The following is a 19,946-nucleotide window of genomic DNA, read 5'->3' as shown; positions in this document are numbered from 1 at the left end:
TTTCGCTTGGCCGGCTTGCCTACAGCAAACTATCGAGCAGCAGCCGCATTTTGCGCATTTCGGCACGGTGGTCGTGGCCAGCAATGGGAGTCATATGAATCGACAGGGCCCGGTCGTAGCCAACCTGTTGGAGTTGCGTGATCAGCCGTCCGTAGTCGACTTCGCCTTGGCCCACGCGGACGTGCAGTTGGCTCTTTGTCGAATCACGTAAATGAACATGAAAGACGTAGGACATGACTTTGGAAAAGTCGCGCCCCTGGCGTGGACCGGCGATGTAGTGCGACGGATCGAGCGCGAGTCCCAGCCCCTTGACGTTGTCGCAGAGTACCACGGCCGTATCGGGGTCTTCGGTCATGCAGCCGATTTGCGTCTTGAGCGCTACTAGGCAACCTTCTCGTGCGGCGATCTTGACCAGTTCGCGCAGGCGTTCGATTTCTTCGTTGAAAGGGGTTCCAAGTTCGGCCGCGGGAACCACCAGTGGAACCACGCGCAGAGATTTGGCCAATTTGCAGCAAGCGGCGAAGCGTTCGTAGTACGGTCCCCCCCAAGGGCCTGGATCGACCGAGAAGGCGCTGATCACGAGTCGGCTCGTGTCGCGGCAAACTTCCGAGGCGTGATCGAAGTCTGCTAGCACGCTCGAGGGCTTCATCCAGCTGAACCCTTCTTCGTGAAGTGGCAATTCGACCGAAGTAAACTCCAAATCCACCAACAGGGGAAGGATTTCATCCCGAGGATAATCAGAAAAACATTCTGCTGCAGCGCTGACGAACAAACCGCCCACTCCTTTCCGGGGAGAATCCCCGTCGCTTGATTCAACTTTTGATAGGGTACTTTAACGGCAATGGGGGCCCACTGGCAACACCACGCGGGGAAGAGATCGTTGTCTCGCGGTCCCCTGGTAGTAGAATGGGAAAAACCGCAGTTGCACGGCATGGTTGTCGAGCGAGCAAACTTCTTGCCTTGCCAGCAGCGTGCGTCCCGTCCTTTCTCGATGGATTGAAACATGTCAGAAACGTCATCTTACCCCACGCAAAATCCTCCCCCCCCACAGATCATTGTGCAGCAACAGCAGACCGCCTTTGGCCGCTTTGGGAAGCTGCTGTTGGTGCTGCTGGGCCTTGCCATCATGACGATCATTGGCATGTCGGCGGCTTACGAGAGTTATTTCAGCTCCGCCGACGGCCCCCAGGAGAAGTATCACTCGCTCAGCAAGACCGCCTCGGACAAAATCGTCGTGGTCGATATCTCGGGGACGATCATCGAAAGCGATGGCTTTGCCAAAAAGCAATTGGATCGCGTGCGTGAAGACGACAACGTGGTAGCAGTAGTGTTGCGGATCGATTCCCCCGGCGGCACGGTCACTGGGAGCGACTATATCTATCACCACGTGCAAGAGCTGATCGAGGACCGCAATTTGCCCGTGGTAGTGAGCATGGGTAGCATCTGTGCCAGTGGCGGCTATTACATCGCCATGGCGGCGGAAAATCATGAGAACGTCATCTTCGCCGAGCCAACGACGTGGACCGGTTCCATCGGTGTCGTGATCCCTCATTACGATCTCTCGGGCTTGCTGGCCGACTATCAGGTGAAAGACGATTCGATCGCCAGCCACAAATACAAACTCATGGGGAGCCCCACGCGCGAGCTTTCCAGTGCCGATCGTGCCGAAGAGCGCAAGCTGTTGCAGGATTTGGTGAACATCAGCTTCGAGCGATTCAAGGAGATTGTCACGAATGGCCGTCCTAAATTGAAGGCAGATCCCGAGAAGCTTGCCAAAGCGACCACAGGCCAGATTTTCACGGCCACACAAGCGTTGGAGTTAGGACTCGTGGACAAAATCGGCTTTATCGAAGAAGCCATCGAACGTGCTGCCGAGTTGGCGGGTAAAAACACGGCTGACGTACGCTGCGTGAAGTACGAGCAGCCAGCCACGTTCAGTTCGCTCTTGAGCATGAAGGCACCGACGTCACAAGGATTGTCGCTCGACCTAAAAGGGATTTTCGATCTCGCTGTGCCCCGGGCGTATTACGTTTGCACCACCTTGCCGGCGCTCTTAGGCGTCGGGGCCCAGTAACGAAAGCTTGTCGTGCAACTGCCGATCATTACGCCCGTTGAGCCTGCCTTGCCTCCTTTGCTGAACTGCTTGGGGGATGAGTTCGCAGCTTGGTGCGCCGAGCACAAGCTTCCCAAGTTTCGCGTTGCGCAAGTGCGCAATTGGTTGTTTAAACGTCGGGCCACCGATTGGGCCGAAATGAGTGATTTGCCCAAATCGCTCCGCGAGCAGTTGCAGCAGGAGTGGCAACTCTGGACCAGCGAGATTGTTCGTCATACCCAAGCCGAGGACGGCACCGAAAAATTGCTTTTGAAATTGGCCGACGGCGGCCAGATCGAGTGCGTGCTGTTGCGGGATGAAGTCCGCCGCACGATTTGCATTAGCACGCAAGTCGGCTGCGGGATGGGTTGCGTTTTCTGCGCGAGTGGTTTGGATGGTGTGGACCGCAATCTTACGACCGGCGAAATTATTGAGCAGATGTTGCGGTTGCAACAGCTCTTGGGCCCCGAAGAGCGCTTAAGCCATATCGTCGTTATGGGGATGGGTGAGCCGCTGGCGAATCTCGACGGGCTCTTGCCCGCGCTCGCCGAAGCCCATCGCGAAGACGGCCTGGACATCAGCGCCCGGCGAATCACGATTTCAACCGTCGGATTGCCAAAGCCCTTAGAGCGATTAAGCCGCGAAGAGGCGACCTATCGATTGGCCATCTCGCTGCACGCGCCGAACGATGAACTTCGCAATGAGCTTGTCCCCGTGAACAAGAACATCGGCCTCAAAGCCATTCTCGCCGCGGCGGATAATTATTTTGCCGTGTCGGGGCGAAGGCTGACCTTCGAATACGTCCTGCTCGCCGACATCAACGATCATGCCAGCCATGCTCGCGAGCTCGTTCAATTGCTCGCCGGTCGCGAAGCACTGCTCAATGTGATCCCCTACAATCCTGTAGCCGGCTTGCCGTATGGCACACCCACGAGCGAAAGCCAGCAGCAGTTTCGCCGCATTCTCGAAGCGGGTGGGATTCGCGTTCGCTTTCGTCATCGCAAGGGAGATCGAATCGACGCCGCTTGCGGGCAGTTGCGCCGCTCGCAGATGGCACAGCCGCAGATAGCTAAAGCCTGACCCATCAAATGAAACCGACCGGGTGGCAAGCTCCGCTCACCATCCGGCCGGTTATCGGGGGAGACATTAATTAGTTAAGTTCATTCCGCGGCTTTGGCTTCTTCATCAAGCCGCTGGCGCAACTGATCGAGTTGCTTTTCCATTTCCTGCATACGCTTGGCCAGCTCATCCTCTTGACCCTGGAAATCGCCCATGCCAGGGATGTTGCCAAGGTGTCTGGGAATTGCATGACGCAATTGGCCTTCGAGATCTAGGTTACCTACGTTGATTCCACCCTGACCGTTCAGCATGCCGCTGACAAATCCGCGAACATCTTCGGGAAGTTCAGCCAACGCTTTCTCGTCGTCGCTGTTAACCGTCCAAGTTTGGTCACCTTTTTTGACGGTAATCTGAGCAGGCCCCTCGCCGTTGCGAGCGATAGAAACCGAGATGCCATTGGGAACGGCATTCACGTCAAAATCACGATTGCCAAGCACCATGCCGGGGCCGATGACACGCATGCCAGGAAGACCTGCACCCCCTTGGAGTTGTTGCAGCAAGCGACCGACGTCGCCACCGAGCATCTCTTGGCCGGGCAGACCGAACTCATTCCCAACTCCAACTTGCTGTTGATAATCAGCAGGCCGTTGTTCGGGTGTGACCGTGATTGTGATTTCTTTGCCCAAACGCAAGAGCTGAAGTTCGAGCGGCTTGTCTTGTCCTGTCTGCACGTGCTGTTGCAAAGTTTCCATCGAATCGACAACGTCGTCATTGGCACGCAGGATAATGTCGTGCTTACGCAGGCCCGCTTTTTCGGCGGGGCTTTTGGGGACGATGTCTTCAATCACGATGCCCATGTCTTCGGCCAATTGAAGTTGGGTCCGCAACACGGGGTCTTCCACGCCGCGGCCACGCAGACCAATCCAATACGAAGTTTCCTGAGGAGCAGCAGGATCTTGGTCCGTAACGGGAGTTGTCTCATTGCCTTTCTCTGGGCCAATCTGAACGATGGGCCCTTCGAGCTCATCTTGCTCTTGAGCGAAGGCAAATTGGTGAGATTGCAGTCCTACGCCAGCAACCGCCGCCATCAAGGCGACGAGCATGATATCCCAAGTTGATTTTTTACGTTTCATGATAAGAGTCCTCCATTTAGGTTCATTCGTCGAGGGAATGTGTTCATTGGTATAAAACTTGATGAAAAACAAAGAAAGCTCAATCGCTTACGAATCAGTAAACCGGCCGGTTCACCGGAACTACGTAGGTGTCGTTCACTGGCACGACCATTGGCACAACTTCTTTACCTTGCTCGAAGAACAATGGGGCAAAGCGTTGCTTGCTATGAACGTCGTAGCCTTGGTTTTGCAAGCCAGCACGGACTTCGGCGGGAACTTGCGGGCCAAGCTGGGCCCAATCGTTGCCGAGTTCACCGGCGTCCATCAATGGCAAGCGAACGCGCTGATGTTGGCCTTGTGAGTCTTTGACGAGCAGCGTAACCACGTCCCGCGAATCTTCTGGATCAAAGGCGACGATTTTATTGTTGGACGCTTGGCTATTCACAGAGTGGCTGGTCAAATTGACGAGCTCTTGGGGGCCGTTCATATTCCAACCGATCCCAAACGCCAGGAAAGCGCTGGCCGCCATCGCCATGCTGCTGTTGAGCCACTTCATGGGTCGTGCGGGGAGCGACGTGGGCGCTGTCGCATCAACCCGCACGACCGTGGGAAGTGCATCGTCTTTGACGAATGATTGGAATTCGCTTCGCCAAGTTTGTGCTTCCAACAAGGCCAACGCACAACGTCGCCAGCCGTCGGTTCGATCATCTAAGGACGACAACAGTTCCTGCCGCTCGGCAAGCGAAAGCTCGCCATCGGCCAGGCGATCGAAAATCAAGTTGTCATCGTGATCGGTCATATTCAAAAACTACTGCGGAATGATTTCCGGCGCGAGTTGCGATAAGGCTTGCCGCATTTTGTGGCGAGCCCGATGCAGTCGGGCTTCCACCGTGCTGAAGGTCACTCCTAAGTGCTCGGCCAGTTGTCGATAACTCCAATCTTCGGTGTATTTCAGTAACAAAAGTTCCGCATCACGCGCGGGCAGCGTCTTCACGGCTGTTCGCACGATCCGCCTTTGTTCGTCGGCCAGCAGCCAATCCAGCGGATCAGGTTCTGTTTCGGAGAGCTGATCCGCTTGCTCAACGGCATAGCGTTCGATCAAACGACGACCACGACCCAACCGGCGACGATGTTGCAACGCACAAGTCACCGCCACGCGATACAACCACGGGGCCAGTTTTTGCGGATCGCGCAAACAATCCGCATGCTTCACCGCCGCGAAATGAACCTCCTGCAAAACTTCATCAAGGGCACCAACTTCTACCCCACGCGCACGCAGGACCGTCGCTAGCCAGCGACGATGCTCAGACAGCGCTTGCTGCCAATCAATCGTGGGTTGGGACGAGCCCATAACGAGTCGTTTTATCGTTCACAGAGAGAGTTACCGCTACGCTGATCGTCTTGCGAAGAATCTGAGAAAAACTTTCAGATTTCTTGGCAAGTTGCCTCACTGCAAGAAGTTATTCGCGCACGCCTATACGGAATAACTCGCGAAAGTCGCCCGGTGGGGCTGCTGCCGCAGCAGCAAACCCCAGCCAGCTAAAGCCAGTACGAAGAACACGATGCTGAAGTTCTGTGAAATACTCAGACCCGTCCCAAAAACGGCCGATTCGTCCACCCGGATGACTTCCAGCAGAAACCTGGAAATTGGGTGCAGTATCAGCATCCAGGCCGTCACTTCGCCGTCGCGGCGGCGGAACGGGTAGTACGACCATAAAAACCAGCACAACAGGCCGGCGTCGATCGCGCTATACAGCTGCGTGGGGTGAACCGGCAGACTCCGGGCGGGGAGACTAGCCGAGTCAAGCGTTACGCCTTCGCCAAAACGGCCCGCATCGAGTTGTTCCATGTACGGCAAACTCTCGCGGGGAAAAGTCACGGCCCAGGGCAGATCGCATTCTCCACCGTAACAGCAGCCATTCATGAAGCAGCCAATCCGGCCAAAGGCGAGACCGATCAACAAACTCGGCGCGAGCAAGTCCGACATCGCCAGCAGCGGCAACTTATGCCGCCACACAAACCACACCACGGCCACGGCCGCGCCGAGGAAAGCTCCATAAACAACGAGCCCCCCTTCGGTGAACTTCAGAACATTGAGCAAGGTTTCACTCAAGCTGTCGGACTTAAATCGCGAGTCCCAATACTCGATCACATAAAACAAACGGGCGCCAACGATTCCCAAAAGCAACAGGCTGAAGGCGAGCGAGAGAATCGCGTCGGTCGGCAGCCCCACTTGTTGTGCACGATGCATCGCCAGCAGGATGCCGGAAATAACTCCGCACAAGACCATCAAGCCATAGCCACGAATGGGCAGCCCCTCGGGGAAGAATCGCGGGAGCAACACGATGGCGATGCTGCCAATCACCAGCCCCGGTAGCAATTCTTTCCACGAAGTTTCGCCAGCTCGTTTGGAAAGAAACACCATCCCCCCGATGCAGCCGATGATCCACAGCGCCAGCACAACGCCGAAGCCAAACAGCGGCACGCCGGCCCATTCCAGGGGAATACGAAACAATTCAGAACGCATATGCAGACTACACCTGGTGGTTGGGCGAAACGAGCGAGGTTCAAGAATGCTAGCAACACGCTTACCTTCGGACCCACACTATTATCGCGATTCAAAGCAGTCGTTCAACGTCGATTTTTGGCAGGGGTGAAGGTATTACACCACGGAGACACAGAGGACACGGAGAGGAACCACGAATTGGACGAATAGCACGAATTAGATATGAGGGGACAGGGGGGAATGCCACTCGCCCAGGTTTGCCAGGTTGGCCGGGTTTGCTTGGTTTGCAACCACCTGAGCACGCAAACCTGATTTTTCGCGCGTGAGCTGGGGTCCCAACTTTTGTGACGAAACTCTTGGGTTTTGTCACTCGGTCATGTCGCAAGTGTTGATCGTTCAATCCCTTGCGAAATTCGCACATTCCAAAACGAGTCGACTTTTGATCGAAACGTACGATTTAACGCGTTCCAAAAGTGGACTCTGCGGATTTAATTATCAAAGAACACGCGCCTTTGCGGCGAGCGTGTATTTTAACCAATTGAAGTGGCCAAATCTTGGAGATTTTTGGCCGCGTAGGATTTCGAGGGTAGCACTGATACTTCATCCTAAGAACGTGTTGAATACCGGCAGGCTTTGCAGGACAAGTATCAGTGTCGCTTGCGACAAGAAGTGATTCGTGTCGAAAACATCTTGTGCTGCGCACACCGACACGAATCCGGTTGAGCTTTCACGTCGTCGGTCTGATTGGCGCATGTCGTGTCGGTGCTACCCCGCTACACACTATTCCCCGCGCTTCCTACGCAACGTGGCAACCGCGATCATCGCGCTCCCAAGCAGCGCCACGGAATTCGGTTCTGGCACAACAGTCACGTCGAAGCGAGTGTGCAGAGCATATCCATCTTGATTGAGTCCAATTGCGGTGACTGTGCTATTAAAAGCGTAAGCGCGGTCGAGAAGTCCCGGAGAGTTTGTCGCGTACAGGCCGATGACCGGCGCACTAACGCCTGCCGTTCTCACAATATCGACCAGCAAGTCACCCTGGCTGGGGTCGTAGGTAAACGATCCCGCGAAGGTGACCAACGAATTGACTGCGGGGCTACCGGTGGGCGTCAAAGTATCAAACACAGCGTTATCGACCCCAACATTGTTGGCGAACACGGGGTCCAACGATCCGAGTGTATTGGGACTTGTCGACAGGCTCATCTGCCATGTGCTCCCGTTCCAAGTAAAAGGAATATCAGCCACGAAGAAACTGACTTCGTTGATCGTTGTCATGCCGGAAAATAAAGACGAATTGTAGACTTGTTGCACGCGGTCCACGCAGGCGAATGTACAGTCCCAATTATTCGAGAAACCGACGTCGATCACGTCGGCCGACGAACGGTCGATGCCGACGCTCGTGCCAAAGAGAAGGAGCGCGATGGAGAAAATCAAACGAGGCGTAGCGTTCATGAGCGATTCCTTAGGCAGATTAAAAATGCGTGACTTCTTGGTTACACGTCGTAAGCGATGCTTATATTACCCTGGTGGCAACTCAAATACAGCCAATTATCTCTGCAAAAGGAGCAGAATTTTTGGCTACCCGCGCACTATTACTAAGGCTCCTCAACCACCTGGCTATTTGCTTTTATCCCTTCGGGATAAGGGTGAAGAAAGGGGTGAGACGTGTCGAACACCTCTTGTGTTGCGCACACCGACACGAATCCGGTCAAGACTTCACGTCGTCGGTCCGATTTGCGGATGTCGTGTCGATGATACCCGGCTGATATAGCGTTCAACCTCACAGAGGTCAGCCATAGTTTGCCCACTACCCAATCGTGTAATTATCAATCAACCGCGCTTGCCCCACCCGCGCCGCGAGGGCGATCACCGTAGGGCCAGTCAGCATTTCGACAGCTTGCACGGTTCCTGGTTTCACGAAGGCGATGTAATCGATTTGCGTGATCCCCGCGTCGTTGAGGCACTCTCGCATTGAGGCGGAAATTTTCGTGGCATTGGTCTCGCCTTGCTGGTAGAGAGTTTCTGCTAACTGAAGCGATTTCCAGAGCGTGCCGGCTTGTTGGCGTTCGGCGGGATTTAAGTAGGCGTTGCGTGAGCTCATCGCGAGGCCATCGACTTCACGGACCGTGGGGCAGACGACGAGCTCAATCGGGAGATTGAAATCCGCGATCATCTTTTCCACGACGAGCGCTTGCTGATAATCCTTGCGGCCAAAGAACGCGCGGTCGGCGGGGATCATTTGAAACAGCTTGAGCACCACGGTCGCCACGCCGCGAAAATGGCCGGGACGAATCTCGCCTTCGAGCGGTTGGGCAACCACGCCCACTTCGACGAACGTTTCGTGACCCGGCGGATAAACTTCCGCAGCCGTGGGAGCGAAGACCAACCAACAGCCGCGCGCGGCGAGCATTTCGCAATCTTTTTCCAACGTGCGCGGATAGCGGTCTTTATCTTCGGTTGGGCCAAACTGTGTGGGATTAACGAAGATACTCACCACCGTGCGGTCGCATTGCGCTTGCGCGGCGTCGACCAAACTGAGATGGCCTTCGTGGAGCGCCCCCATGGTCGGAACGAAACCAACCGTTTCGCCCGCCCGTTGGGCCTCGATCACGGCGCGACGAATCTCCGCAATGGTGGTCACGATCTGCATTTTGTGTTGGAGTTTCGTCGTCACGGTTTATTTTGTTAGTTCAATGAGGCCAAGCTGCATGGATGGCGGCCAACGATTCATGCAGAATCAGTTCGCGATCCTGCGTGCTGATAGGCACGACAGGTCCTTGCCGTGGGCCGGGATCGTCGAGGGCAATGAGCATCGTCGGCTGCTCGGTTACAGCCACTAATTCTATCGCCGCCGGGCCGCCTTGGTCACGGCCCTCCAGTTTGAGTCGTTGGGAAAGTTCTTGGCTGAGCCACTCGGCTTGTTGCGGCTCGCGAGAAAATACGCCGACTTTGCGGGGCTTGGTTTGCCAATGGTCCAATAAGGCGGCAATCGTCCAGCCAGCGCGGGGATGGACCATTTCGCCAGCAATCTCCGCGGCGGGGGCCAGCACGAAGCTGCGAAACTCCATCCGCGGATGAGGAATCTGCAAATTCGGTTCGTTGATCACGCGTTCGCCCATCAAACAGATATCGATATCAATCGTGCGGGCGTCCCAGCGTTGATGTCGCGTGCGGCCCAATTGTGTTTCGAGATCGCGCAGCAAGCGTGCCAGTTTTTGCGGTTCAAGGCTTGTATCAACCAGAACTGCGCCGTTGAGAAAAGCAGGCTGATTGTTTGGACCCCCCACGGGCGCTGTTTCATGCCAAGAACTTCTGGCGAGCAGCTGCGTGTGTGGCAATCCGGCGATTAAATGCATGGCACTTTGGAGAGTTGCCGCGCGATCACCCAAATTCGCACCGAGGGCTAATAAACAACGAGTCATGCGATGGACATTAGGCTCAGAAAAAGAACAAGGGTTTCGAGCATTCACTCGAAACCCTTGTTCTAGCATCCATGCCAAGTTGAAAACATCGGGAGGGACCTCCGAATCGCGAACAAAAGCTCGCCGACTGTCGCTCCAGTCGATCGCCGCCCCCCGGATTTCCAGCAAATCTTAGTGAACATAAAACGCGTGAATGCGTCGGGTCACAATGTTTTCGTGAATGTTGTTCCTTGGAAAAAGCGTACCGGTAACCCAACTCAAGTGCGTTGTGACGCTCCTAAGTTTGCTAAAACCCTACCGAGCCGCCCGATGAAACCTGCCCAAGCCATTTCGCTAACGTCTCGAGAGCAGCGATGAACTGCTTGCGTGTTGCGAAATGCGTACCAAATCAAGCTAACGAGATGAACAGCGTGCGATGCTATTCAGTTGAATGCAATCACTCATCAACTTCTCTGTTCCCCAGGAGGCAATTTTGCGAAGTTCAAGGCAAATGTCAAGGAAGTATTTTACGCGTTAAACTTTTTCTTAAACCACGATAAGTTGTGGCCGCTTTCGCTTGACAAGTCTTTGTTAAAGTGTGTCGAGAAAACGCAGGCCCACGGTCTTTAACTTCACGCTCGTGTCGTAAAGTGTTACACTAGGACTCAACAAACAACGCTGATCGTACCATCGATTTCTTGCCGATCAGTAGAAAACAATCAACTCCCTTTTTTGCAAATTCATTACGAGTTCCTTGCCGTCGTGGTACTCGATCGGAATTGCCATGCGGGTCATGTGATGAGTACTCAAGCCGTCACGAATTTCTCAGGCTTACGCATTGTCTCACTTGAAAGTCGCCGCGCCGTCGAAATGCAGCGGATGATCGAAAAGCTCGGCGGCGTAGCATTGGTCAGCCCTTCGCTGCGGGAAGTTGCGATCGCAGAACATCGCCCCGTCGTTGATTTTGCCAACCATTTGATCACCGGCCAAGTCGACATCGTGCTCTTCCTCACCGGCGTGGGCATCCGACAAATGCTCGAGCATTTGGATCGCCACGTCGATCGACAGCGATTTCTCGATGCCTTGGCCGATGTGAAAACAGTCGTCCGCGGTCCCAAGCCGCTCGCCGTGATGCGCGAGTTGGGTATTACGCCGACGCTGCAAGTTCCTGAACCCAACACCTGGCGGGAAGTGCTCGAAACGTTCGACGCGCATTTGCCGGTCGCGAATCAAGTCGTGGCCGTGCAAGAGTATGGCGTTCCCAACGTCAGTCTGATCGCAGGACTCGAAGCCCGCGGCGCGAAGGTTGTTTCCGTGCAAGTCTATCGCTGGGAATTGCCCGAAGACATTGAACCGCTGTCGGAGAACATTCGCCAAATCGTCGCCGGCAATGTCGATGCGTGCTTGTTTACTTCGGCTCAACAAGTTGTGCATCTGTTGCAAGTTGCCGAGCAATTAGGAGTGGCGGAACAATTTCGCGATGGGATGCGCCGTGTGGTTGTCGCTTCGATTGGACCCACCACCAGCGAGATGCTCCGCAAGTTAGGACTCCCCGTCGACTTTGAACCGAGTCACGGCAAGATGGGCCAATTGGTGAGCGAGCTTTCGCAAGTCGCCGAAGAACTTGTGAAGCGCAAACGCCGTGTTGCCGAGCGGATCGCAGCTCAAGTCGCGCCAGCGCTCTTGGGCAAACCGCCCGCTTGGTACAACAGCCCCTTCATGAAAGCCTGTCGTCGTGAGCCCGTCCCCTACACACCGATTTGGTTGATGCGCCAAGCGGGTCGTTACATGGCGGAGTACCGCGCAGTCCGCGAGCAAATGAGCTTTCTCGAATTGTGCAAGAATCCTCAGCTCTGCAGCGAGGTTATGTGTACGGCCGTGGAAAAGTTGGGGGTCGACGCCGCGATTATCTTTTCCGATTTGCTGCCGATCCTGGAACCGATGGGGATGGACTTGGAATTCCTGCCCGGCGACGGACCCAAGATTGATAACCCGGTACGTGAAGCGCACGACGTCGATCGAGTTCTTGAACTTGAGAATGTCGATGCCTTGAGCTTCGTCATTGATACGGTTGCCCAAACTCGGCGTGATTTGCCCGAAGCAATTCCGGTGATTGGTTTCGCGGGGGCACCCTTCACGCTCGCCAGTTACGCGATTGAAGGGGGATCGAGCCGCAGCTTCTTGCATACCAAAACTCTGATGTACCGCGAACCTTCGGCATGGCACGAATTGATGCAGCGATTATCGCGTTCCATCGTGCTTTACTTGAACGCTCAAATCAGCGCCGGTGCACAAGCCGTGCAACTGTTCGATAGTTGGGTGGGCTGCTTAGGGCCGGACGATTACCGATCCTTTGTCCTGCCGCATGTGCGGTCCATTGTGGACGGGATTCTTCCCGGGGCACCCTTGATTCATTTCGCCACCGGCAACCCCGCGTTGTTGGAGTTGATGGCCGAAGCCGGGGGGGATGTGATTGGCATCGATTGGCGGATCGGGCTGGCCGATGCTTGGCAGCGCGTGGGGACCGATCGGGCCGTTCAAGGAAATCTGGAGCCACTTGTGCTGCTAGCTGATCGCGACACAATTCGTGCTCGAGCCCAGGAAGTTTTGGCGGCTGCCGAGGGGCGGCCTGGGCACATTTTTAATTTGGGGCACGGCGTGATGCCGCAAACCCCGGTTGATAACGTGAGATTTCTCGTCGATTTGGTACATGAATTATCTACCCGGTAGGCGTTTTGGTTCGCCCGAATCGTGATCGTGGCTTGTCGCCAACGCCTTCCTAGGCGATCATAACTTTTCTGTCGCAAGTATTCGGAATCGTGATTATGTCAGACCTCCCCAACCGTCGCTCAAAATACAGCCGTGAAGAACTCGTCGAACATGGCCATGGTCGTGTGTTCGGCGATGAGTTTGCGCGTTTGCCGCTCCCCCCGATGCTGATGTTCGATCGGATTACCTCCATTACCCGCGATGGCGGGGAGCATGGCTTGGGACAGATCGAGGCGGAGCTGGATATCAATCCCGACTTGTGGTTTTTCCAATGCCATTTTGAAGGCGATCCCGTGATGCCAGGCTGCTTGGGTCTGGATGCCATGTGGCAGTTGGTCGGCTTTCATTTGGGCTGGCAAGGTAACAAGGGCAAGGGCCGCGCACTGGGCGTGGGTGATGTGAAGTTTACCGGCATGGTACTTCCCGATTCCAAAATTGTCTCCTACCACGTTGAGATGAAGCGCGTGATTACCCGCCGCTTGGTCTTGGGTATCGCCGACGGAATTATGAAGATCGACGGCAAACCGATTTACGAAGCGCGGGGTCTGCGGGTGGGATTGTTTGAAGACATTCCCAACACGCTGTTATCGCCAGCACCTTAGGATGAGTTGGCACGCTAGGATCGATTGGCGGTCGGCAAAAGTCTCGACCAGAAAAGTTGAAGGCAAAGTATGAAACGGCGCGTGGTTGTCACCGGATTAGGGATCATTTCTAGCATTGGCAACAATGCCGACGAGGTTACTGCCTCGTTGCGAGCAGCCAAGAGCGGCATCGTTGCCGCGCCCCAATACGCGCAATATGGTTTTCGTAGCCAAGTCGAAGGCAGTGTGAAGCTGGACTTGGAAGCAGCCATTGATGCCAAGACACGACGCTTCATGGGAGACGCCGCGGCCTACACCTTTTTGGCCATGGAAGAAGCGGTCCGCATAGCGGGTCTCGAAGAAAAAGATCTCAAGAACGATCGCACGGGCTTGATCGTCGGTTCGGGTGGCCCCTCGACGCGCGTGATCGTCCAATGCGCCGACATCACTCGGGAGAAGGGTGCCAAGAAAGTCCGCCCCACCGTTGTGCCCAAGGCCATGTCCAGCACCTGCTCGGCGGTGTTATCAACGCACTATGGAATTCGTGGCTGGAACTATTCGATTAGCTCTGCCTGTGCCACGTCCTCGCATTGCATCGGCAATGCCGCGGAGTTGATTCAATGGGGTAAGCAAGATGTCATGGTTACCGGCGGCGGTGAAGAACTTGATTGGACCCTCTCGGTGTTGTTCGACGGCATGGGGGCGATGTCTTCCAAGTACAACGACACGCCGGCGATTGCGTCACGTGCTTACGACGTCGACCGCGACGGCTTTGTCATTTCCGGCGGCGGCGGCATTCTGATTTTGGAAGAACTCGAACCCGCGAAGGCCCGCGGTGCGAAGATCCTCGCCGAGATTGTCGGCTACGGCGCGACCTCCGACGGTTTCAGCATGGTCGAGCCCTCTGGCGAAGGGGCCGTCCGCTGCATGCGGATGGCACTTGAAGGCGTGGATGGCCCGGTCGACTACATCAATCCCCATGCGACTTCCACACCCGTGGGCGATCTCAAGGAAATCGGCGCCTTGCGCGAAGTGTTCGGCGACAAGTGCCCGCCTATCTCAGCCACCAAATCTCTGACCGGCCATTCGCTGGGTGCGGCTGGAGTTCAAGAAGCGATCTACACGCTGCTGATGATGCAGAACAACTTCATTTGCGAGTCGGCCAACATTCAAAATCTCGATCCCGAGATGGCCGACATGCCCATTGTTCGCAAACGAATCGATAGCGCCAAAATGGATTGCGTGTTGTCCAACAGTTTCGGCTTCGGCGGCACGAACGCAACGCTGGTGTTCCAACGGGTATAACTCGTTAGCCGCAAGCCGCAGCGCGTCGCAGACGCGTGCGATAGAACGTCGCAGTTCCAATCGTGTTCCCTGATTTGCTAGGCCACAGGTAGAGTTAGGCAATTAAGTTGCCGTTGGCGCCGTCTCATTCTTTAGCTCATCAGGCTCCGACCCAGTCCGCGAGACTTTCAGATAAAGTGCGGCGAAGTCTTTTGGAGAAATCGTAGAATGATCTCATTGCAAAAATTGCCGTCTGCGGGATGTTAAGAGGCGTCTACCTGCCCCCGGCAATAGCAACTCTTGTCTTTTTATCACAGGGCCACAATAGATGCAGGACAGCGCCGAGAATCATCCAGTCCTGACGGACAATAAGTCTGAGCTTGGTTCTGACCAACAGCACAATGCTGTCGAACAGCAGTTCATCGCCATGGTCGAGGGGATCAAGGATTACGCGATCTACATGATGGATCCCGACGGCATCATCACGTCCTGGAACGACGGGGCGGAACGCATCTTTGGGTTTTCGGCGGGCGAAATCCTTGGCCGACATCGCAACCTCCTCTTTACCCCCGAGGATGTGGCGGCTGGTGCCGCCCAGGCCGAGCAACACCAGGCTGTGGCGCTGGGGAGCGTAACTGACGATCGGTGGCGGGTGCGCAAGGACGGCTCGCGATTCTGGGCCAACGGGGGGATGGCGGTTCTGCGCGATGATCAAGTAATTGTTCGCGGGTTTATTAAAATCCTCCGCGACTTAACCGCGCAAAAACTGGCCGAGGCGGCACTGAAAGAGAGTGAGGAACGTTACCGCAATCTGTTTGATGCTATTTCCGATCCGCTGTTTGTCTACGACCGCGAGACGCTCGCCTATTTGGCGGTGAACAACGCCGCTGTGCAGCAGTATGGCTACAGTCGAGACGAGTTCCTGGGCATGACGATCAAAGATATTCGGCCGGTGGAAGATGTTGCGGCGCTACTGGAGATGCTGGCCGCCGCCGGGACTGGATTTGAGGATCGAGGGGTTTGGCGGCACCGAAAGAGTGACGGCACCATCATCGAGGTGGAGATTTCAGCCCACGGCTTGGAGTACGCCGGCCGGAGGGCGTGCGTCATTCAGGCCCGCGACATCACCGAAAAGCGACGGGCGGCAGCCGAGGCCGCGCGGACCAACGCCCTGTTGCAAGCGGTCGCCGACGGCATGTCGGATGCGGTTTTTGTGAAAGATCTCAGCGGGAAGTACTTGTTGTTCAATAAGGCTGCGTCGCAGTTCGTCGGCAAGCCGGTCGAAGAAGTGCTCGGAAATGACGACACCGCGATTTTCGACCCAGCGAGTGCCCGCCGCGCGATGGAAAGCGATCGCGTGGTGATGGAGACGAACCAAGTTCTCCTGCGAGAGGAGAATTTAACCGCGGCCGGCGTTGTACGCGTCTACGAGGCGATGAAATCTCCCTACCGCGATGCCAGTGGTAACGTCGTCGGCGTGATCGGAGTGTCTCGCGACATCACGGATCGCAAACGGGCCGAAGAGGAGTTGCGACAACAGCAGGCTCTGCTGCGCATCGCGGGCCAGGTCGCCAGTATCGGCGGTTGGTCACTGGACTTAGCGACACAGGAGGTCACTTGGTCGGATGAAATTCGTGAGATCCACGAAGTTTCTTCCCATTATCAGCCCTCGTTGGTTGAATCGCTCGAATTTTTCTCTCCCGAGAGCCAACAGCGAATAGCACAGTACGTGCGGGCGTGCGCCGAGGAAGGGACGCCGTTTGATTTCGAGCTGGAGATGATTACCGCCAAGGGTCGCCGCATCTGGGTGCGGGCCATCGGCGAGGCTGTCTGCGGTCACGAGGGTCGAATTGTCAGCTTGCAGGGGGCGTTCCAGGATATTTCTGACCGCAAACAGGCCGAGGCCGAGCAGCGATGGTTAGCGGAGCGACTCGCCACGACACTCGAAAATATTTCCGATGGGTTCTTCACCGTAAATCACGAATGGCGGTTTACCTTTATCAACGCCGAAGCCGAACACATGCTCGATCGCCGATGGGACGCACTGATCGGGAAGACGCTCTGGGAAGTCTTCCCCGAGACGTTGGGGATGTCCTTTGAACGCGAGTATCGGCGCGCCGTTGAGCAGAACGTCACCGCCGACTTCGAAGAGTTTTTCCCTCCACTGGCCAAATGGTTCGGGGTCCGTGCCTATCCGTCCGAACAGGGGCTGGCGGTTTACTTCCGCGATGTGACGACGTCCCGCGAACTCACTGCAGAGTTAGTGAACGAGCGCAGCCGATTGGTCGCTGCACAAGCCGTGGCAAAAATCGGGAGTTGGGAAGGCGACCTCTCCTTGGTCAACAATATTTGGTCAGCCGAAACGTACCGCATCTTCGAGATCACCCCGGATCGCTTTCAGCCGACTCATGAGGGGTTTTTGCAATTCGTTCATCCCGAGGATCGCGAGACCGTCGATCGGGCGTTTCATGATTCACTGCATCTGCACGATCCTCAGAGGATCGAACATCGAATCGTGATGCCAGACGGTCGTATTAAATTCGTTGAAGAGCGTTGGCAGGCGTTTTTCGACGAAGAGGAGAAGCCTGTTCGTGTGACCGGCACCTGCCAAGACATTTCCGAGCGCAAGCAAGCCGAGGAGGCTTTGCGGCTCCGCGATCGCGCCATCCAAGCGGTCTCGCAGGGAATTCTCATCACCGACCCAAGTCAGCCGGACAACCCGATTGTCTTCGCCAGCGCAGGCTTCGAGCGGATGACCGGTTACCGTTCGGAAGAAGTGACAGGCAAGAACTGCCGCTTTTTGCAAGGCCGCGATACGGATCCCGAAACAGTGCGTGAATTGCGCTCGGCGATCGCTGGGGCACAAAGTTGCTCGGTGGAAATTCTGAACTATCGCAAGGATGGACAGTCGTTCTGGAACCAATTGGTGATTACCCCTGTTTTGGGTGCAGCGGGACAATTGACGCACTTCGTTGGAGTGCAGACTGATATCACGGAGCGGCGGCAACTCGAAGATCAGTTCCGGCAGGCGCAGAAGATGGAAGCCGTCGGGAGATTGGCGGGCGGCGTGGCACACGATTTCAATAACCTACTGACCATCATCTCGGGGTATAGCGAACTTCTGCTCGCAAAGTCCGATTTGGGTTCCGACGCTCGGGAATCGGTATCGAGGATCAGCGAAGCTGGCGACCGAGCCAGCTCACTCACTCGACAGTTGCTCGGCTTCAGCCGCCAGTCACTGCTGCAACCTCAGGTGGTCGATTTGAACGCCCTAGTCACCGAGACCGGCAAAATGCTCCGCCGATTGATCGGAGAAGATATTCTGTACACTATGGTGCTGGGCCCCGATCTCAATCGGGTGATGGTGGATCCCGGCCTCCTGGATCAGGTGATGATGAACTTGGCCGTGAATGCACGCGACGCGATGCCCGAAGGCGGGAAGTTGACGATCGAAACGTGCAACGTGGAGTTCAGCGACGAATACGTTGCCACGCACCCGAACTGCAAGGCGGGTCACCACGTGATGTTGGCGATGAGCGACACCGGCATCGGCATGCCACCCGAGGTGACGGCCCGAATCTTCGAGCCATTCTATACGACCAAGGAAGTCGGCAAGGGAACCGGGTTGGGTTTGGCCATGGTGTTCGGGATCGTCGAGCAAAGCGGTGGGAGTATCGAGGTGTTTAGCGAGCCGGGTGGGGGGACCACGTTCAAGATTTATCTCCCTGCCGTGTCCGAACAAGTCTCCGCGAAAAGTGACATGGATTCGCCTTTCGGTAGCGGGGGGCCCGAGACGATTTTGCTCGTCGAGGACGACGAGGGAGTCAGAGGCCTAGCACTATGGTGCCTGAAGATGCAGGGCTACCAGGTGCTGACAGCGACGGACGGCAAGGACGCCCTGAGAGTCCTAAAATCACACCGCGGACCACTCGACCTGATTCTTACAGATGTTGTGATGCCGAATATTGGCGGCCCCGAACTTGTCCGGCAACTGAAGACGAGCTCACCCGACTTGAAAGTGCTCTACATGAGTGGCTACACCGATGACTCGGTTGTACGACACGGATTGATCGATTCCGAGGTCGCCTTCATCCAGAAGCCCTATACGCCGCAAGTTCTATTGCACAAAGTCCGCCAAATTCTGGATAAAAAAGGCAACGGAAGTACTCTTTGATGCGTGCTCTTGGTGATCGCGCGGGTGTGGGTCGCAAGAGAGAACCACGAATAGTACGAATCCACACGAATGAAGTTTGTGGAACGGCTGATTATTTCGTCATCCTCAGGCGAGTTCCGCGAGTCCTGGGGATCCAGACCAATAGTCCGCTAAGCCGCGAGCGGCTTAGTCCAACACGCCCACAATATTTTTAAACAGCGGGTCGTTGCGCAGGGGATCGAAGTCGGGTTCGTCGGCGATGAAGTCGCGGAAATTGCCGTCGATGTTGAGGGCGCGGGCTAAACTCCGCAGTGCGTGGCGGCGATCGCGCGCCAAGCTCCAATAACAGGCCAAGTTATAGTGCAGCACGGCTTGGCCCGGTTCGATCGTGACGGCGTGTTCCAGGGCGTCGATGGCCTTGGGCATGTCGCCAATTCGTTTGTAGCACCAACCCAACGCCATCCACACGTGAACGTCGTCGGGTATCAGTTCCAAACAACGACGCAAGGGAAAGATTGCTTCGCGGTAACGACGTAGTTCACGCAATGATTCGCCAAGCAAGTAACAACCGCGTGCATCGCCATGAACGATTTTGCCCTGACGCTGCAAGCTGCGCAAGGCATGCTCGGGCATGCCAAGCTCGAGGTAACCCTCGGCTTCGCGACGGGTGCGTTGCAATCGTTCTCTGAGAGGGGGAGACATGGGAAGCAAGGCAATACTCGGACGAGAACTGGGAATCGAAAAGAAAGTTGAAGAGACTACTTTGATTTTACTCGCAAAAGTGCGCGACTCAAAAAGTTTTGCGAAAAATTGCGAGCTTGTTTTCAAGTTTTGAGCAACACGCTCCGCGAAACGAGAGTTGCCCGAAGGTGTCGATTGCGCGCGAGAGGCAAACTCTGCCTGTGCAGCTCATGGCTCCCGATGTCAGCGCGCTATCCGCAGTGCGCATTTGAGATTTATTGTATGTTGCTTTTGCTCAACAACACCCG

15 protein-coding genes are annotated in these 19,946 nt (G+C 55.8%); 6 read left to right on the top strand and 9 right to left on the bottom strand.

Annotated features, from left to right (window positions below):
- Positions 1–19: 19 nt before the first annotated feature.
- On the bottom strand, positions 20–781 hold the full coding sequence (locus tag AC6T8Q_RS19710) for a sugar phosphate isomerase/epimerase family protein (RefSeq protein ID WP_500680708.1): 762 nt from the start codon (positions 779–781) through the stop codon (positions 20–22).
- 222 nt (positions 782–1,003) lie between these two features.
- On the opposite strand from AC6T8Q_RS19710, the gene sppA reads away from it, so the two are divergent.
- On the top strand, positions 1,004–2,074 hold the full coding sequence (gene sppA / locus AC6T8Q_RS19705; protein WP_500680707.1) for a signal peptide peptidase SppA: 1,071 nt from the start codon (positions 1,004–1,006) through the stop codon (positions 2,072–2,074).
- A gap of 12 nt (positions 2,075–2,086) precedes the next feature.
- Positions 2,087–3,172, top strand: a complete 1,086-nt coding sequence (gene rlmN, locus AC6T8Q_RS19700) for a dual-specificity RNA methyltransferase RlmN (protein WP_500680706.1) — start codon at positions 2,087–2,089, stop codon at positions 3,170–3,172.
- Positions 3,173–3,252: 80 nt separating this feature from the next.
- Here rlmN and AC6T8Q_RS19695 read toward each other — a convergent pair whose 3' ends face one another.
- The 7 genes from AC6T8Q_RS19695 to folK all read right to left on the bottom strand — a co-directional run bounded on the left by AC6T8Q_RS19695 (position 3,253) and on the right by folK (position 10,191).
- Positions 3,253–4,284 (bottom strand): PDZ domain-containing protein, encoded by a 1,032-nt coding sequence (locus AC6T8Q_RS19695; RefSeq protein WP_500680705.1) that lies wholly within the window; start codon positions 4,282–4,284, stop codon positions 3,253–3,255.
- Between the two features lie 94 nt (positions 4,285–4,378).
- Positions 4,379–5,062, bottom strand: a complete 684-nt coding sequence (locus AC6T8Q_RS19690) for a hypothetical protein (RefSeq protein ID WP_500680704.1) — start codon at positions 5,060–5,062, stop codon at positions 4,379–4,381.
- A gap of 9 nt (positions 5,063–5,071) precedes the next feature.
- On the bottom strand, positions 5,072–5,614 hold the full coding sequence (locus tag AC6T8Q_RS19685; RefSeq protein WP_500680703.1) for an RNA polymerase sigma factor: 543 nt from the start codon (positions 5,612–5,614) through the stop codon (positions 5,072–5,074).
- Between the two features lie 123 nt (positions 5,615–5,737).
- Positions 5,738–6,790: a prolipoprotein diacylglyceryl transferase gene (lgt, locus tag AC6T8Q_RS19680; protein WP_500680702.1), complete on the bottom strand. Its 1,053-nt coding sequence runs from the start codon at positions 6,788–6,790 to the stop codon at positions 5,738–5,740.
- A gap of 759 nt (positions 6,791–7,549) precedes the next feature.
- Complete coding sequence (locus AC6T8Q_RS19675) at positions 7,550–8,221, bottom strand: PEP-CTERM sorting domain-containing protein (protein WP_500680701.1); 672 nt, start codon at positions 8,219–8,221, stop codon at positions 7,550–7,552.
- Between the two features lie 355 nt (positions 8,222–8,576).
- Positions 8,577–9,443, bottom strand: coding sequence for a pantoate--beta-alanine ligase (gene panC / locus AC6T8Q_RS19670; protein WP_500680700.1), 867 nt, complete (start codon positions 9,441–9,443; stop codon positions 8,577–8,579).
- Between the two features lie 16 nt (positions 9,444–9,459).
- On the bottom strand, positions 9,460–10,191 hold the full coding sequence (gene folK, locus AC6T8Q_RS19665) for a 2-amino-4-hydroxy-6-hydroxymethyldihydropteridine diphosphokinase (RefSeq protein WP_500680699.1): 732 nt from the start codon (positions 10,189–10,191) through the stop codon (positions 9,460–9,462).
- A gap of 777 nt (positions 10,192–10,968) precedes the next feature.
- On the opposite strand from folK, the gene hemE reads away from it, so the two are divergent.
- The 4 genes from hemE (at position 10,969) to AC6T8Q_RS19645 (ending at position 18,978) form a co-directional block, all read left to right on the top strand.
- Positions 10,969–12,900 (top strand): uroporphyrinogen decarboxylase, encoded by a 1,932-nt coding sequence (hemE, locus tag AC6T8Q_RS19660; protein WP_500680698.1) that lies wholly within the window; start codon positions 10,969–10,971, stop codon positions 12,898–12,900.
- 95 nt (positions 12,901–12,995) lie between these two features.
- Complete coding sequence (fabA, locus tag AC6T8Q_RS19655; protein WP_500680697.1) at positions 12,996–13,541, top strand: bifunctional 3-hydroxydecanoyl-ACP dehydratase/trans-2-decenoyl-ACP isomerase; 546 nt, start codon at positions 12,996–12,998, stop codon at positions 13,539–13,541.
- Between the two features lie 69 nt (positions 13,542–13,610).
- Positions 13,611–14,825, top strand: a complete 1,215-nt coding sequence (gene fabB, locus AC6T8Q_RS19650) for a beta-ketoacyl-ACP synthase I (protein ID WP_500680696.1) — start codon at positions 13,611–13,613, stop codon at positions 14,823–14,825.
- Between the two features lie 307 nt (positions 14,826–15,132).
- A complete protein-coding gene (locus AC6T8Q_RS19645) occupies positions 15,133–18,978 on the top strand; it encodes a PAS domain S-box protein (RefSeq protein WP_500680695.1) in 3,846 nt (1,281 codons plus the stop codon).
- Between the two features lie 165 nt (positions 18,979–19,143).
- Here AC6T8Q_RS19645 and AC6T8Q_RS19640 read toward each other — a convergent pair whose 3' ends face one another.
- Positions 19,144–19,659, bottom strand: a complete 516-nt coding sequence (locus AC6T8Q_RS19640) for a TPR end-of-group domain-containing protein (protein ID WP_500680694.1) — start codon at positions 19,657–19,659, stop codon at positions 19,144–19,146.
- Between the last annotated feature and the right edge of the window lie 287 nt (positions 19,660–19,946).

Origin of the sequence: Bythopirellula sp. (genome assembly GCF_041737835.1) — a bacterium.
GTDB lineage: Bacteria > Planctomycetota > Planctomycetia > Pirellulales > Lacipirellulaceae > Bythopirellula.
The sequence above is the reverse complement of the archived record's forward strand: the minus strand, read 5'-3'. Positions and strand labels throughout refer to the sequence as shown.